This window comes from Micromonospora nigra, from assembly GCF_900091585.1.
Lineage (GTDB): Bacteria > Actinomycetota > Actinomycetes > Mycobacteriales > Micromonosporaceae > Micromonospora > Micromonospora nigra.
In genome coordinates this window covers 5,445,016-5,459,737 of sequence record NZ_FMHT01000003.1, presented here as the reverse complement: position 1 = coordinate 5,459,737, position 14,722 = coordinate 5,445,016, and the positions used below count along the sequence as shown (strand labels likewise).

General features: G+C 70.6%; 14 protein-coding genes and 1 tRNA gene. 8 read left to right on the top strand and 7 right to left on the bottom strand.

All coding sequences use genetic code 11. The features are described 5' to 3' along the window. Positions 1 to 73: 73 nt before the first annotated feature. From GA0070616_RS24045 to GA0070616_RS24010, 8 genes are all read left to right on the top strand, one after another. Complete coding sequence (locus tag GA0070616_RS24045) at positions 74 to 2,287, top strand: P-loop NTPase family protein (RefSeq protein WP_091087677.1); 2,214 nt, start codon at positions 74 to 76, stop codon at positions 2,285 to 2,287. Between the two features lie 387 nt (positions 2,288 to 2,674). Further along, positions 2,675 to 2,965: a hypothetical protein gene (locus GA0070616_RS24035; protein ID WP_091087670.1), complete on the top strand. Its 291-nt coding sequence runs from the start codon at positions 2,675 to 2,677 to the stop codon at positions 2,963 to 2,965. Between the two features lie 4 nt (positions 2,966 to 2,969). Next, the gene (locus GA0070616_RS27780; RefSeq protein WP_139128986.1) at positions 2,970 to 3,188 is read left to right on the top strand and encodes a hypothetical protein; all 219 of its coding nucleotides are present in this window, start codon (positions 2,970 to 2,972) and stop codon (positions 3,186 to 3,188) included. A gap of 90 nt (positions 3,189 to 3,278) precedes the next feature. Continuing rightward, a complete protein-coding gene (locus GA0070616_RS24030; RefSeq protein WP_091087666.1) occupies positions 3,279 to 4,187 on the top strand; it encodes a bifunctional DNA primase/polymerase in 909 nt (302 codons plus the stop codon). Next, entirely contained in the window at positions 4,184 to 4,891 is a 708-nt protein-coding gene (locus GA0070616_RS24025) for a DNA cytosine methyltransferase (protein WP_091087662.1), read from the top strand. The genes GA0070616_RS24030 and GA0070616_RS24025 overlap by 4 nt, the downstream gene beginning before the upstream one ends. Positions 4,892 to 4,895: 4 nt before the next feature. Next, entirely contained in the window at positions 4,896 to 6,212 is a 1,317-nt protein-coding gene (locus tag GA0070616_RS24020) for a DUF3631 domain-containing protein (protein WP_091087658.1), read from the top strand. Between the two features lie 289 nt (positions 6,213 to 6,501). Beyond that, positions 6,502 to 6,684 carry a helix-turn-helix domain-containing protein gene (locus GA0070616_RS24015; protein WP_091087655.1) on the top strand — a complete coding sequence of 61 codons (183 nt, stop codon included), beginning with the start codon at positions 6,502 to 6,504 and terminating at the stop codon, positions 6,682 to 6,684. Beyond that, entirely contained in the window at positions 6,684 to 7,889 is a 1,206-nt protein-coding gene (locus GA0070616_RS24010; protein ID WP_091087653.1) for a site-specific integrase, read from the top strand. The genes GA0070616_RS24015 and GA0070616_RS24010 overlap by 1 nt, the downstream gene beginning before the upstream one ends. Positions 7,890 to 7,972: 83 nt before the next feature. Here the strand turns inward: GA0070616_RS24010 and GA0070616_RS24005 are convergent. From GA0070616_RS24005 to GA0070616_RS23975, 7 genes are all read right to left on the bottom strand, one after another. Next, a tRNA-Pro gene (locus tag GA0070616_RS24005) sits at positions 7,973 to 8,046 on the bottom strand. Positions 8,047 to 8,279: 233 nt separating this feature from the next. Further along, positions 8,280 to 9,686, bottom strand: coding sequence for a ribosome biogenesis GTPase Der (der, locus tag GA0070616_RS24000; RefSeq protein ID WP_091087649.1), 1,407 nt, complete (start codon positions 9,684 to 9,686; stop codon positions 8,280 to 8,282). Next, a complete protein-coding gene (gene cmk / locus GA0070616_RS23995; protein ID WP_091087645.1) occupies positions 9,683 to 10,363 on the bottom strand; it encodes a (d)CMP kinase in 681 nt (226 codons plus the stop codon). Before cmk ends, der begins: the two co-directional genes overlap by 4 nt. 188 nt (positions 10,364 to 10,551) lie before the next feature. Next, positions 10,552 to 11,322, bottom strand: coding sequence for a pseudouridine synthase (locus tag GA0070616_RS23990; RefSeq protein ID WP_091087639.1), 771 nt, complete (start codon positions 11,320 to 11,322; stop codon positions 10,552 to 10,554). Then, positions 11,309 to 12,079, bottom strand: a complete 771-nt coding sequence (gene scpB / locus GA0070616_RS23985; protein ID WP_245713025.1) for an SMC-Scp complex subunit ScpB — start codon at positions 12,077 to 12,079, stop codon at positions 11,309 to 11,311. The genes GA0070616_RS23990 and scpB overlap by 14 nt, the downstream gene beginning before the upstream one ends. Before the next feature lie 332 nt (positions 12,080 to 12,411). After that, positions 12,412 to 13,485, bottom strand: coding sequence for a segregation and condensation protein A (locus GA0070616_RS23980; protein ID WP_245712870.1), 1,074 nt, complete (start codon positions 13,483 to 13,485; stop codon positions 12,412 to 12,414). Between the two features lie 176 nt (positions 13,486 to 13,661). After that, positions 13,662 to 14,585 carry a ParA family protein gene (locus GA0070616_RS23975; RefSeq protein WP_091091501.1) on the bottom strand — a complete coding sequence of 308 codons (924 nt, stop codon included), beginning with the start codon at positions 14,583 to 14,585 and terminating at the stop codon, positions 13,662 to 13,664. Positions 14,586 to 14,722: the final 137 nt, after the last annotated feature.

Sequence of the window (14,722 nt, the reverse complement as noted above, 5' to 3'; positions counted from 1 at the left end):
TCGCAAACCACGGGCCGTGCCGCCGGCCCCCATTCCGACCCGCACGAACGGATTCATTGGAGGAACCCCCATCATGACTGCCCCTGATGAAGATGGCCGTTTCGACTGGCAGGCCGCCGAAGCTGACCTCACCACCGGGCCGGACGCCGAGGTGGTCGACCTGGACGACGCTCGCGCCCGCCGTGCCCCGCGCCCCCCGACCGGCCCCGACCCCGACGACGCGGACGACGCAAACGACGCCGAGGATGCGGAGACGGTTGACGCGGGACCGGAGCGGGTCGGCGGGCCGGTGGACATGGCCGACGACGTTCCGGCCGAGGTGGTGGCCCGGCAGCAGCAGCGCCGGCCGATCCTGGCCGAGTGGGCGCGCTCGGGCCGTGCCCTACGCGCCGCTGTGAAGCACCAAACGAAGGATGCCGGTTACGTGGCCGCGTATCACGGTGTGCGGTTGCCGAAGTACGCGGTGAAGGCCCTGGCGTGGGCTCCGATCGGCGCGGTCCGCAGCATCGGCCAAGCCGTCCGGTGGGCCGCCGCCGAGGAAGGCAACTGGCACCTGCGGCAGGCCGCCGCGTCGCGGGGTGACGCCGACACGTGGTTGAAGCTGGACGCCCGCCGGCAGCGCCAGTCCGTGTGGCGGTGGTGGGTGCTGGCGGCCGGAACCGCGGGGACCGGAACCGGCGTGATCGTGCTGGCCGCCGGCCCGTCGTGGTGGTCGGCGGTGGCCGGCGCGGTGGTGGTGCCGTGGTTGGCGACCCGGGGTCGTCCGGCGGACCGGCCGATCACGGACCGGGTGACCGAAGGCACCCGCTACCGCAAGCTGACTGCCGAGCTGGTGCGTCGGGCGTTGACCTCGTTGCAGATGCCCGCGATCAATTCGGCGGTGGCCAAGGATCCGAAGGCCATCAGCTTCCCGGTCGACATCCACCGTGACGGTCCCGGCCACCTGGCCGTGGTGGACCTGCCCTACGGGGTGGAAGCCGCCGAGGTGGTCGCCCGGCGCGGCAAGCTGGCATCGGCGATGCGGTTGCCGCTGGATCAGGTGTGGCCCGAACCCGCCCCGGGCCACACCGGCCGACTCGCGCTGTGGGTCGGGTATGAACCGGCCTCGCAGATGAAGCAACCCGCCTGGCCGCTGCTCAACGCCGGGGTGAAGGTGGACGTGTTCAAGCCGTTCCCGTTCGCCACCACGCCCCGGCTGGACACGGTGAGCGTGGATCTGATGTTCCGCAACTTCCTGTTCGGTGGCCAGCCCGGGTCCGGCAAGACGTTTGCGTTGCGGGATCTGATCCTGGCCGCAGCCCTCGACCCCCGGGCGGAGATTCGCGGGTACGAGTTGAAGGGCGTGGGTGACTTCGCGGTGTTGGAGCCGGTGATGGCCGAGTACGGCAACGGCTTCGATGACGACACCCTCGCCCGGTGCTTCGGGTTCATCGAGTGGCTGTACGAGGAGTGCCGCCGCCGCTCCAAGCGCATCGAGCACTACGCGAGGTTGGGCAAGGCCCCGGAGAACAAGGTCACCCCGGAACTGGCGTCACTCAAGGACTCCGGCCTTCACCCGCTGGTGGCGTGGTTCGATGAGCTGCAAGAGCTGATGACCAGCAAGTACGGCAAGGACGCCGGGGAACTCCTGGAAAAGGTCATCAAGCTTGGCCGGGCGCTCGGGGTGATCATCCTGATCGGCACACAGATCCCGGACAAGGACAGCTTGCCGACCGGCATCACCCGCAACGTCAACTCCCGGTTCTGCCTGTCCGTCGCTGATCAGACCGCGAACGACATGATCCTTGGCACGTCGGCGTACAAGAACGGGTACCGGGCCACGGTGTTTCAGCCGGTCATCGAAGCAGGGTGGGGCATCCTGCGCGGCTTCGGACCGAAAGCCTCGGCGGTCCGGTCGTTCTACGTCGACACCACCGCCGCCGGCCGCATCGTCGCCCGCGCCGTGGCGCTGCGCCAGACGGCCGGCACCCTGCCCAAGCCGGACGAGCAGACCCGCGAGGTTGCCCCGGTCGCCGACGTGCTCGGCGACCTCGCGCAGGTGTGGCCGGGGGATGAGAAGTCGGCGTGGAACGAGACGCTGTGCGGTCTGCTCGCCGAACTGCGACCCGACGTCTACGGCGGATGGGAAGCCGCACAGCTCACCACCGCGCTCAAGCCCCACCCGGCCGTCAAGGTCGCCGACGTGGGTCGCCGCATCGACGGCAAGTCAGTCACCCGGCGCGGCATCAAGCACACCGACCTCTTGGCCGCGATCGCGGAGCGTGACCGCAAACGGTCCGCCGACTGACCGCCCCGCAGGGTGCTAGCGCTAGCGGCCCGTGCTGCTAGCGCTAGCACCCCCGCTAGCACCCAAACCGAATCATGAGCTGCCCTCTAGCGGATAGCAGCTCACAGCCGTTCACGCCCAAAAACCGGCCTTGGAGGCTGCCGTGAACCCCCTGACCAAAGCCGCTATCACCCTCGCCACCATCCCCGCACTGGTCACGCTTGGTTACGGTCTTTTGTGTTGGGTGAGCCCGTTCAAGACCTGCCAACGGTGCGCCGGCACCGGCCAGACCACCACCCGATTCCTGCGCCGCCCGCGCGCCTGCCGCCGCTGTGACCGAGGCATGAGACTGCGCACCGGACGGCGCGTCTACAACGTCTTCCACCGGCTACACGCTGAGGCGCACCGATGAACCGCCGCAGCGCCGCCGGGCACACCGACTGGTGCGGCCGGGACCACCGCTGCAACCTTGGCGAACACCGCTCGCCGGAAATCGTGGTCGACGTCCCCGGACGGGCGCGGGCCGTGCTCGTGCGCGTGCGGACCGCCGCCGGCCGAGACCACGCCGAGATCCGGCTACGAGTCGCCCTCGCCCCCGCCGAGGTGGCCGCCCGCCGACAGTTGGTCGGGTTACTCGGCGACCTACGGCACGCCGTCACCCGCGCCGCGATCGCCGCTCGGCCCCGGCCGAGGTGGTGAACCGATGGCGCGGTGGCTTGCCGCGAGCGCGGCACTCGGCCGACCGGTCAACGACGACGAGCCCTACCCCCACGTCTGCGGACGGCGGGTGGACGGCACGAACACCCGTAGTGGACGGCCGGTCTACCTGCAACGGCGTGACTGCGCCGCCTGTGCACAGGAACGCCACCAGCGCCGCCCGGCTCGGCCGCCGCGTTCCGGTTCGCTGCCGCTGGCGGCATGACCTGATCGGCGCGCTTCGCGCCCTCACCCCTGGTGGCTAGCGCCCGACCCGCCCCGGCTTGGACCGCCGCACCGGAAAGGAGTTCCCTCTATGCCCGACCCTGCCCGGCTGGTCACCGCCGCCGCGCTGGCGTACGCCGGTCGTGGGTGGCCGGTGTTCATGCTCGGCCGCACCAAACGGCCCGTGGCCAACTGCCCGGCCTGCCCGAAAGCCGACGAAGACCCGACCCACGATCAGGAACGCTGTTCGTGCCTGACCTGTCACGGCTTCTACGCCGCCACCACCGACCCCGAGCGGGTGGCCGCGATCGTGGCCGCCGTCCCCAACGGACAGCTAGCACTGCGCACCGGTGCCGCCTCGGGAACCGTCGTCATCGACATCGACCCCGCCCACGATGGCCGCACCACCATGACCGACCTCATCAGCCGGGGACTTCTGCCGCCGACCGCGTACGTGGGCACCGGCTCCGGTGGGTGGCACCTGTACTACCGGCACCCCGGCCGCCGAGTGCCATGCAGCCAGGGCAAGCCGGGACAAGGACTCGGCCCCGGGGTCGACGTAAAGGCCGATGGCGGTTACGTCGTGCTGCCGCCGTCGGTGCACCCGCGCACCGGACGCCCGTACCGATGGGCGACCGGCAGGGACACGGAGGTAGGGGAGATGCCCCCCGCCCTGCTGACGGCCTGCCTGCCGCCGCCGGCACCACCCATCCCGGCCGTGACCGGCCCAACGCGCGTACGTGAGGCGGGGGGCATCTCCCATCCCGACCGCCTCCTAGCCGTGCTACTCGACCGCGTCACCGCCGCCCCCGAAGGCGTGCGCCGCACCACCCTCTACGGCGCAGCGCGGGGCGTGGCCCGGATGGTCACCGCCGGAGCCATCGACCACGCCGACGCCATCGCCGCCCTCACCGACGCCGGCCGCCGCGCCGAGCAAACCGACCGCGACATTCGCGCCGCCATCCGTGGCGGCTTCCGAGCCGAAGGAGTCGCCGCATGACCGAGCCGCTGAACGTGTTGGAACTGTTCGCCGGCATCGGTGGCCTGTCTCTCGGCCTGCAACGCGCCGGGATGCGGATCGTCGGCCACGTCGAAATCAACGCGTTCTGCCGTGCCGTCCTACGCAAGCACTGGCCGGAGGTGCCCTGCCATGACGACGTACGCACCGCTACCACCTGGTGGCGCAGCAAGCCTCGCCCACGCGTCGATGTTGTCGCCGGTGGCTACCCCTGCCAACCCGAATCGTTGGCCGGACCCCGTCGCGGCACGGACGACGAACGGTGGCTCTGGCCCGAGATGGCCCGCGTCATCCACGCCCTACGCCCCCGCTACGTCATCGGAGAAAACGTCCTCGGCCACCGCACCCAGGGACTTCGTTTCGTGCTCCGAGACCTCGACCGGCTCGGATACACCGCCCGCGCCGGCATTGTCCGCGCTTGCGAGATGGGCGCCCCACACCCACGACCCCGCCTGTTCGTCCTGGCCCACGCCCACCGCGAGGGACGGCCGGCGCGGCGCTGGTTGGAACCGGCCCGGACGGCCCCTGTCGGAGCGGGCCGGTGGCCCGCTGAACCCCGAGTGGGTCGAGTGGTTGATGGGCTTCCCGGCCGGGTGGACCGAGTTACCGCCCTCGGCAACGCCGTCGTCCCCGCTGTCGCCGAACACATCGGCCGCATCATCCTCGACCACCATCAAGGCAGGTGAACCCATGCCCGACCCGACCAGAACCCCCAGTGAGCCGATCGACGGCGCGGCCATCCTCGACACCCTCCACGCTGCCCTGACCCGATACGTGATCCTGCCGTCCGCCGAGGCAGTCGACGCCGTGGCGCTGTGGATCGCCGCCACCCACGCCCAACCCGCCTGGGCGCACGCGCCCCGCCTCGTCATCCGGGCACCGGAGAAGCGGTGCGGCAAGTCTCGGCTGTTGGATGTGGTGGAAGGGTGCTGCCACAACCCGCTGATCACCGTCAACGCCTCACCCGCTGCCGTCTACCGAGCCATCGGCACCGACAACCCGCCCACCCTGCTCGTCGACGAAGCCGACACCATCTTCGGCGGGAAGAACGCCGACGCCAACGAAGACCTACGCGGACTACTCAACGCCGGCCACCAACGCAACCGGCCCGCGATCCGATGGGACGCCGGCACACAGCGATTGGAGAAGATCCCCACCTTTGCCATGGCGGCACTGGCCGGTATCGGCGCGATGCCCGACACCATCGAAGACCGCGCCGTCGTCGTCCGGATGCGCCGCCGTGCCCCCGGCGAAACCGTCGCCCCCTACCGGCACCGCCGCGACGGACCCGCCCTACGCGCGATCGCGCAACGCCTCACCGTATGGCTCGGCGCGAACCTCGCCGCACTCGAAGCCGCGGAACCACCCATGCCCGTCGAAGACCGCGCCGCCGACACCTGGGAACCCCTCGTAGCCGTCGCCGACCTGGCCGGTGGCACCTGGCCGACCCGTGCCCGGCACGCCGTCACCACCCTCACCGCTGAGGCCGACGAAGCAGGCAACGTCTCCACCCGCGTACGGCTACTCGCCGACGTACGGACCGCGTTCACCGTGCTCGGCGACCCGCCCGCCGCATCCACACACGACCTACTCGCCGCGCTCAACGGCGACGACGAAGCACCCTGGGCAGGATTCGGGCCAACCGGCCTCACCGGCAAGCGACTCGGCGACCTGCTCCGCGAGTTCGGCATCACCTCGACCACCATCCGCTTCCCCGTCGGCCAGGCCAAGGGCTACACCCGAGAAGCCTTCACCGACGCATGGAACCGGTACTGCCCCGCCCCATCCGTACCATCCGTCCCACCCTCGTTTCCGCAGGTCATCCCCGGTACGGATTACCCGCCTGGTACGGATCGATCCGTACCACCAACCCCACCCAGCCGTGCCCCTGGTACGCATCAATCCGTACCAGCACACCAATCCGTACCGCACCTGACCAGGCAAAACGAGCTTGGTACGGATGGTACGGATACCCCCCGGCGACACGTCACCCACCGCCGACCCTGACCGGCCACCCCTGCCCGACCGTCGGCCACCGGCCCACCGAACGGCCCGCTGAGAGCCACACAGACGCAACCGCCCTACGCCGTACACCTGGGCACCCGAAATCTTGCGTCTACGGCGCTCTCAGCGGGCCGTTCTACGCCTTTCTGAGCCGATACCTCCCTGTCATACCGCAGAGTCCAATCACCCCGGAAAGGCGCTCACCGTGCGACTCGTGCCGCAGAATCAGCCCGCAGACGCGACCGACCGCCAGGAAGGAGACAACGTCATCCGCCTCTCGCCCAAGCCATTCATGTCCACCGAGGAGCTAGCCGAACTGCTCGACGTGGACCCGTCGACCATCCGGCGGTGGCGCACTCTCCGACCGTTGCAGGGTCCGCCGTTCATCCAGATCTCTGACCGGGTGGTGAAGTACGCGACGGCCGATGTAGAGCGTTGGCTGTCGGCCCGTCGCGTCTACCCGCAGGCGGCCTGATGGTCACGCCGCAGCAACCACCGATCGGCGTGCGCCTGGCCACCGACGTTGAGCACCGGCCCGGCCGCGACCGGCCCTACCGGGCGCGGGTGCGGTGGACCGACCCGACCAGCAACCGCCGGCTGTCCAAGTCAACGACGGTCGCCACACCGGAAGAAGCGCAAGCCTGGATCGACGGCATGGCCAGCGCCGCACAAGGTGGCGTCGACCCGATCGCCGCGACCAAGCGCCTCGCCGAGTACGGCGAGAGCGTGATGACGCTGGCCCTACGCGGCTTGGAACGCAAAACCCTTGATCCTTACCTGGCGGGTTGGCGCAAGCGGGTGGTGCCGACGCTCGGTCACATTCCGGTTCGGATGATCACCAATGGTGCGGTGGATCGGGCGGTGCATTCCTGGATTGCCGACGAATACAGCCGATCGACAGTGAAGAACAGTCTCGCCGTGCTGGTCCGGGTGATGGAACAGGCCGTACGGGACGGCATCATCCAACGGAATCCCGCCCAGGTGACCGGATGGCAGCGCGAATACCAACGGGCCGCCGACGAGTTGGACGATCCACGCTCACTGGCCCTGCCCGATTGGGAAACGCTGACCAAGCTTGCCGCTGCCCTGGTCGACCGGTCCGCGAATCACTTCACCGGGTGGGCCGACGTGGTGATATTCGCCGCCTGTACCGCCGCTCGAATCGGTGAGGTTTCCGGCGTGCGGGCCGAGGACATCGACCGGGAAACGTGGATGTGGACGGTCCGCCGCCAAACCACCCCCAGCCCAGGTGGCCTCATCGACAAGGGCACCAAGGGAAAGCGCGCCCGGACCGTGCCGCTGATCGAAGAGGTACGGCCGATCGTGGCTCACCGCCTGGACGCCGCGTCCAAGCCGGAATCCAGGCTGTTCACCGGCCCGCGCGGTGGCCGAATCAGTACCGCCGTTCTCCGCGACGCGACGCATTGGGATGAGGTGGTCACGAAGCTCGGATACGAACACCTACGCCGACACGACCTACGGCACACAGGCCTCACCTGGATGGCCGACGCAGGCGTACCGGTGCACGTCCTACGGAAGATCGCGGGTCACGGGTCGCTGACCACCACCCAGCGGTACCTACACCCCGACCGGCAGTCATTCACCGACGCGGGAACGGCGCTCAGCGCCCACTTGAAGGCCCGTCGGTCCCCAGGTGGTCCCCAGCTACGCGCCGTCTAGATCAGGAAACCCCTACCACTTCAGTACGAATTAGAGGCCGTTGACCAGGGAGAATATCCCGGTCGACGGCCTCTTTCGTGCTGTCGGGACGGCCGGATTCGAACCGACGACCCCTTGACCCCCAGTCAAGTGCGCTACCAAGCTGCGCCACGTCCCGATGCTGTCGCGTATCACCCCGCGACAGCCGCTACAGCTTAGCGCAGGTTCCCTGTTCCGTCGCATCGCCCCCTCCTGTGCCGGTTTCGAGCCGCCTACGCCTATTTCGAGTGGGCCACCACACCACCCCTATAGCGTCCTAGGAGGATAGGTGGGAGGGCTCCGCGAGGCGGAGTGGGAGAACGAGAACCGGGGTGGGAGAGTTTCCCACCCCGGTTCTCGTCGAAAGTGCGGTCAGCCGTGCGCCTTGCCCCGACCGCCCGGGCCCAGCTTCTTGCGCGGGCGTACCGAGATCTCGATGGGGCTGCCCTCGAAGCCGAACTCCTCGCGCAGCTTGCGCTCGACGAAGCGCTGGTAGCCGGCGTCCAGCGGGGCCGTGGTAAACAGCACGAAGCGCGGCGGGGCCACGCCGGCCTGCGTGGCGAACAGGATCTTCGGTGCCCGTCCTCCGCGCACCGGGTGCGGGGTCGCCTGCACCAGGGCGGTCAGCCACGAGTTCAGCTGCGCGGTCGGAATCCGGGTCTCCCAGCTCGCCAGGGCCTTGCGCAGCGCCGGGGCGAGTTTGTCGACCGCCCGGCCGGTCCGCGCGGACAGGTTGAGCCGGATCGCCCACGGGATGCGGCGCAGTTCCCGGTCGATCTCCTTGTCCAGGTAGTACCGGCGGTCGGCGTCGACCAGGTCCCACTTGTTGAAGGCGATGACCAGGGCCCGGCCGGCCTCGGTGACCATCGACAGGATCCGCTGGTCCTGCTCGCTGATCACCTCACTGGAATCCAGCAGCACCACGGCGACCTCGGCCGCCTCGATCGCCCCGGCTGTTCGCAGGCTCGCGTAGTACTCGGTGCCGCTGGCCTTGCCGACCCGTTTACGCAGCCCGGCGGTGTCGACCAGTTGCCAGACCTCCCCGCCGATCTCGGCGAGGCTGTCCACCGGGTCGACGGTGGTGCCGGCCACCGAGTCGACCACCGCCCGGTCCTCGCCCGAGAAGCGGTTGAGCAGGCTCGACTTGCCGACGTTCGGCCGTCCGACCAGGGCCACCCGGCGCGGGCCACGCGGGCGGTTCTCGACGATCTTCGGTGCCTCGGGCAACGCGTCCATGATCGCGTCGAGCAGTTCACCGGAACCCCGGCCGTGCAGCGCCGACACCGGATACGGCTCGCCGAGGCCGAGCGACCACAGCGAGGTCGCCTCCATCTCGATGGCGGCGTTGTCGGCCTTGTTCGCCACCAGGATCACCGGCTTGGCGCTGCGCCGCAGCATCTTCACCGCCGCCTCGTCGACGTCGGTGGAGCCGACCATCGCGTCCACCACAAACAGCACCACGTCGGCCGTCACCACGGCCGTCTCCGCCTGCGCGGCGATCGCCGCGGCCCGGTCCTTCGCGTCCGGTTCCCAGCCACCGGTGTCCACCACGGTGAACGACCGGCCCGCCCACTGCGCGTCGTACGGCACGCGGTCCCGGGTCACCCCGGGCACGTCCTCCACGACCGCCTGCCGGCGACCGATGATCCGGTTGACCAACGTGGACTTACCGACGTTGGGCCGGCCCACCACGGCCACCACGGGCTGCGGGCCGCTCGGCTCCTCGACGTCGAGGTCCGGCTCACGCAACTCCACCCAACCACTGCCGTCGTCGGTCACGCCACTCCCCGCTCGGTCAACAGCTCGCGCAGCCGGGCGACGACCTCGTCGATGCCCAGCCCGGTGGTGTCCAGCTCCACGGCGTCCGCCGCCATCGCCAGCGGGTCGGCCTTGCGGGTCGAGTCGAGCGTGTCCCGCCGGGCCAGGTCCGCTGCGGTCACGGCCACCTCGGTCGCGTCCTCCGCGCTGCGCCGGGCCGCCCGGGCCTCCGCCGACGCGGTCAGATAGACCTTCAAATCGGCGTCGGGAGCCACCACCGACCCGATGTCGCGGCCCTCGACCACGATCCGGCCGGCGTGGGCGATCATTTCCCGCTGCCGGGCCACCAGCAGCGCCCGCACCGCCGGCACGGCCGCGACGGCGGAGACCGCCCCGGTGACCTCGGGGCCACGGATCTCCACGTCGACGCCGACACCGTCGGCGGTCACGCCGTACCCATGCGGGTCGGTGCCGATGCGCAGGTCGACCTCGCCGGCGACCTTGGCCACCGACTCGGCGTCGGTCAGGTCGATCCCCGAGCGCAGCACCGACCAGGTGACCGCCCGGTACATCGCGCCCGTGTCCAGGTAGCGGGCGCCGATCCCGGCGGCCAACCGTCGGGAGACGGTGGACTTTCCCGAACCGGACGGCCCGTCCACAGCGACCACACAGCGCCCGGCCGGCACGCTTTCCTCCACCGTCGTCCTCCTCAGCCCGTACCCCGCGAATCACCCCACCGGCGACCGCGAGCGGTTGTCACACGTCTTCCATGATGCCCGGCTCCTGCCGGCACGCCCCGCACACCGCCGCGGGGCGCCCACGCGCCGCCCACGGCCCGCCGGGCCAGTCACGGAGCCTACCGTCAGCCGTACCCGCCAACGCGGGGTCAGTCACCCACGGCCTTGAACAGCGCGGCGACCTCCGCGTTGGTCAGCCGCCGGGTCCGCCCGGCGCGCAGGTCGCCCAGCCGGATCGGCCCGATGGAGGTACGCACCAGCCGGCTCACCGGGTGACCCACCTCGGCCAGCAGACGGCGGACGATGTGCTTGCGCCCCTCGTGCAGGGTCAGCTCCACCTGGGCGGTCTTGCCCAGGGTGTCGATGACCTTGAACGAGTGCACCCGCACCGGGCCGTCCTCCAGCTCCACGCCGGCTGCCAGCCGCTTGCCGAGGTTACGCGGAATCGGCCCGGCCACCTCGCACAGGTACGTCTTGAGCACCTCGTACGACGGGTGCATCAGACGGTGCGCCAGCGTGCCGTCGTTGGTGAGCAGCAGCAGGCCCTCGCTGTCGGCGTCGAGCCGCCCGACGTGGTAGACACGCTGCTCCACCCGGTTACCGATGAAGTCCGCCAGCGCGGTCCGGCCCTTCTCGTCGGCCATGGTGGAGACCACCCCGCGCGGCTTGTTCAACGCCAGGTAGACCAGCCGGGTGTCGACCTGCAACCGCTCGCCGTCGACGTGGATCACGTCTCGGGACGGGTCGGCCCGGTCACCGAGCTGCGCCACCCGCCCGTTGACGGTCACCCGGCGGCGGAAGATCAGATCTTCGCAGGCCCGCCGGGAGCCCACACCGGCGGCGGCGAGCACCTTCTGGAGACGCTCGGCGTCGGTGTAGACGGGGGCGTCGGGCTTCGGGGAGCGGTCATCGCGTGGCATCAGCAAGCTCTTCTACGTCGTCGGGGAGGAACGGGGCCAGCGGGGGAAGGTCGGCGACACTGTTCAGGCCCAGCTTCTCCAGGAACATCGTGGTCGTCCGGTAGAGGAACGCCCCGCTGTCCGGTTCGGTGCCGCACTCCTCCACCAGCCCGCGCGACACCAGGGTACGGATCACGCCGTCGCAGTTGACACCCCGGATGGCGGAGATGCGCGACCGGGTCACCGGCTGCTTGTAGGCGATCACTGCGAGGGTCTCCAGCGCGGCCTGGGTCAGGCGCACGGACTGCCCGTCCAGCACGTACCGTTCGACGTAGGTGGCGTACTCCGGCCGGGTGTACAGCCGCCAGCCGCCAGCCGCCCGGCGCAGGTCGAAACCGTGCCCGGCGGCCGTGTAGCCGGCGGCGATCTCGTCGAGCATCGGGCCGACCCGCTCGACCGGCTGCTCCAGCACCTGGGCCAGGATCAGCTCGCTGACCGGCTCGTCCACGACCAGCAGAATCGCCTCCAACGCCCCCCGCAGCTCGGCGTCGTCGAGCTGCGGCGCCGGCTCCGGCACGACCGCCGCCCGCCGCCGGGGCCGGGGTGCCCGCTCCGGTACGCCCGCAGCCTCCCCCTCCCCCGGTCGGCCGGGTCCGGGATCCGCTGCGATCGCCCCGTCAACGGGGTTGCCGATCTTGGTACGTTTCGGCCCCTCCGGGGGCACTTCCGTACCAAGATCCGGGCCGGCGCCCGCCGACTCGTCGGGCGCCGGGGAGATGTTGGGGGGCTTTGTCCCCTCCGGGGGCCGATTCCCTCCAGGATTCACCCCGGATGCGACGTCGGACGCTACGGCGGAAGTGTCGTCGGACGCTACGGCGGAAAGGTCGGCGTGAGTGTCGTCGGACGCGACGGCGGAAGTCTCGTCTGAGGTGTCGTCGGACGCGACGGCGAAAGTGCCGTCTGAGGTGTCGTCAGCCGGGTCGGCAGGGGCAGGGGCAGCCTCGGGGGGCTCGGTGTCCGCGGCAGGGGGGCGGGGACGGTTCCAGGGCGGGACCCAGGCGGCAGCCCGATCGGCCAGGGAGCCCTGGCGCTCCTCGTTGCTCATCCCGCTCACTCCTCAGTCCTTCCCGTACGCTCCGGCCCGGCCACCTCGGTCCGCCCGGCCACCTCGGTCCGCCCGGCCACCTCGGCCGGATCCGCCAACCCCGCCGGCCCAGCCGCCTCGGCCGGCCCGACCAACTCCGCAGGCCCAACCAACCCGGCCGGTCCAACCAACTCGGCGGGCCCAACCAACTCGGCGGGCCCAGCCAGCTCGGCCGGCCCGGCTGGCTCCGGTGGCTCGGCCGGCTCCGGTGGATCGGAGGTGCCGGCGTACTCGTCGACGTGCAACTCCGGGCCGCCCTCCGCCGGGCCGGTCCAGCGTACGGTCAACTCCTCCAGGGCCTGTTCCTGCACGAACGCGACCAGGCCCTCCCGGTACAGCTCCAGCAGGGCCAGGAACCGGGCCACCACCTCCAGGGTCGCCTCGCAGTCGGCGCACAGCAGGGAGAAGGTCGCCGTGCCGGCCCGGCGCAGCCGTTCGGCGATGATCGCCGCGTGTTCCCGGACACTGACCCGGACCAGGTGCACGTGGGCGATGGAGACCTCGGGCACCGGCTTCGGGGTCATCGCCCGGATCGCCAGTTTCAGCAGCCGCTCCGGTCCGATGCCGAGCACCAGGTCGGGCAGCGCCTCGGCGTAGCGGGGCTCGAGGGTGACCGCCCGTGGGTAGCGCCGCCCGCCGACCTCCTCCAACGCGGCGATGTGCGCCGCCGCCTCCTTGTATGCCTTGTACTGCAACAGTCGGGCGAACAACAGGTCCCGCGCCTCCAACAGCGCCAGGTCCTCCTCGTCCTCCACGTCGGCGGCAGGCAGCAGCCGCGCGGCCTTCAGGTCGAGCAGGGTGGCGGCGATGAGCAGGAACTCGCTGGCCTCGTCGAGATCCCACTGGTCGCCCATGGCCCGGATGTAGGCGATGAACTCGTCGGTGACCCGGTGCAGGGCGACCTCGGTGACGTCGAGCTTGTGCTTGCCGATCAGTTGCAGCAGCAGGTCGAAGGGGCCGGTGAAGTTGGCCAGCCGGACGGTGAACCCGGCGCTCTCCTGCGCCTCGGCGGGTTCCGCCGGAGCACCGGCACCCGCCATCCCCGACCCGGCACCGGGGGCGGAGGACCCGGGTCGCGGCGCCGCGGGCCTGCTGGGCGTCTCAGACGGGGACCCGCTGGCGCCCTCGGGCACGACAGTTGGGGCAGGCGGCGGGGCGGTCACCCGACGACCGTAGTGGACGGGTCGACCCGGTCGTCACGAAGGTGCACCCCGGCCTACCGCTCGGCCTGGGCGGCGATCACCTCGCGGGCCAGCTGGCGGTAGTTGCGGGCACCCGACGAGGCGGGGTCGAGGGTGGTGATCGGCGCCCCGGCGACGGTCGACTCGGGAAACTTCACCGTCTTGGTGATGACGGTCTGGTAGACCTTGTCGCCGAACGCCTCCACCACCCGCTGGAGCACCTGCCGGCAGTGTGTCGTGCGGCTGTCGTACATGGTGGCGAGGATGCCTTCGAGTTCCAGGTCGAAGTTGAGCCGCTCGCGCACCTTGTCGATGGTGTCCAGCAGCAGGGCCACGCCCCGCAGGCTGAAGAACTCGCACTCCAGCGGGATGAGCACGCCGTGCGCGACGGTCAACGCGTTGATCGCCAGCAGGCCCAGGGAGGGCTGGCAGTCGATCAGGACGAAGTCGTACTCCTTGCGGATGGACCGCAGCACCCGCGCCAGGGCCATCTCGCGGGCGACCTCGTTGACCAGCTGGATCTCGGCGGCGGAGAGGTCGATGTTGGCGGGCAGCAGGTGCAGGCCCGCCACGTCGGTCTTGATGAGGACGTCCTCGGCGGTGACGTCGTCCTGCATGAGCAGGTTGTAGACCGACAGGTCGAGGTTGTGCGGGTTGACCCCCAGCCCCACCGACAGGGCGCCCTGCGGGTCGAAGTCGACCAGCAGCACCTTGCGGCCGTACTCGGCCAGGGCGGCGCCCAGGTTGATGGTGGTCGTGGTCTTGCCGACGCCGCCCTTCTGGTTGGCCATCGCGATGATCCGGGCCGGACCGTGCCGGTCGGTGGGCATCGGCTCGGGGATCGGCTTGCGCATCGTGTACGCGGCCGGATCCGCCGGGCCGAGGTCCGCACCGAGCGTGGCCTGCTGTTCACGGAGCTCCGACGTCCAGGTCTCGGCACGGTCAGCGTTGCCAGCCATGTCCTCGTTGCCCCCTCCCGACGACCACCCGGCGTCGGAGCCGACCGACGTCCTTCGCGGCGCCGCTGCGCACCCCGGGCATCCGCCCCGCAAGGTTCGCGCCGATGCCGACTGTACGCCACCGGCCAGCAGGGCGT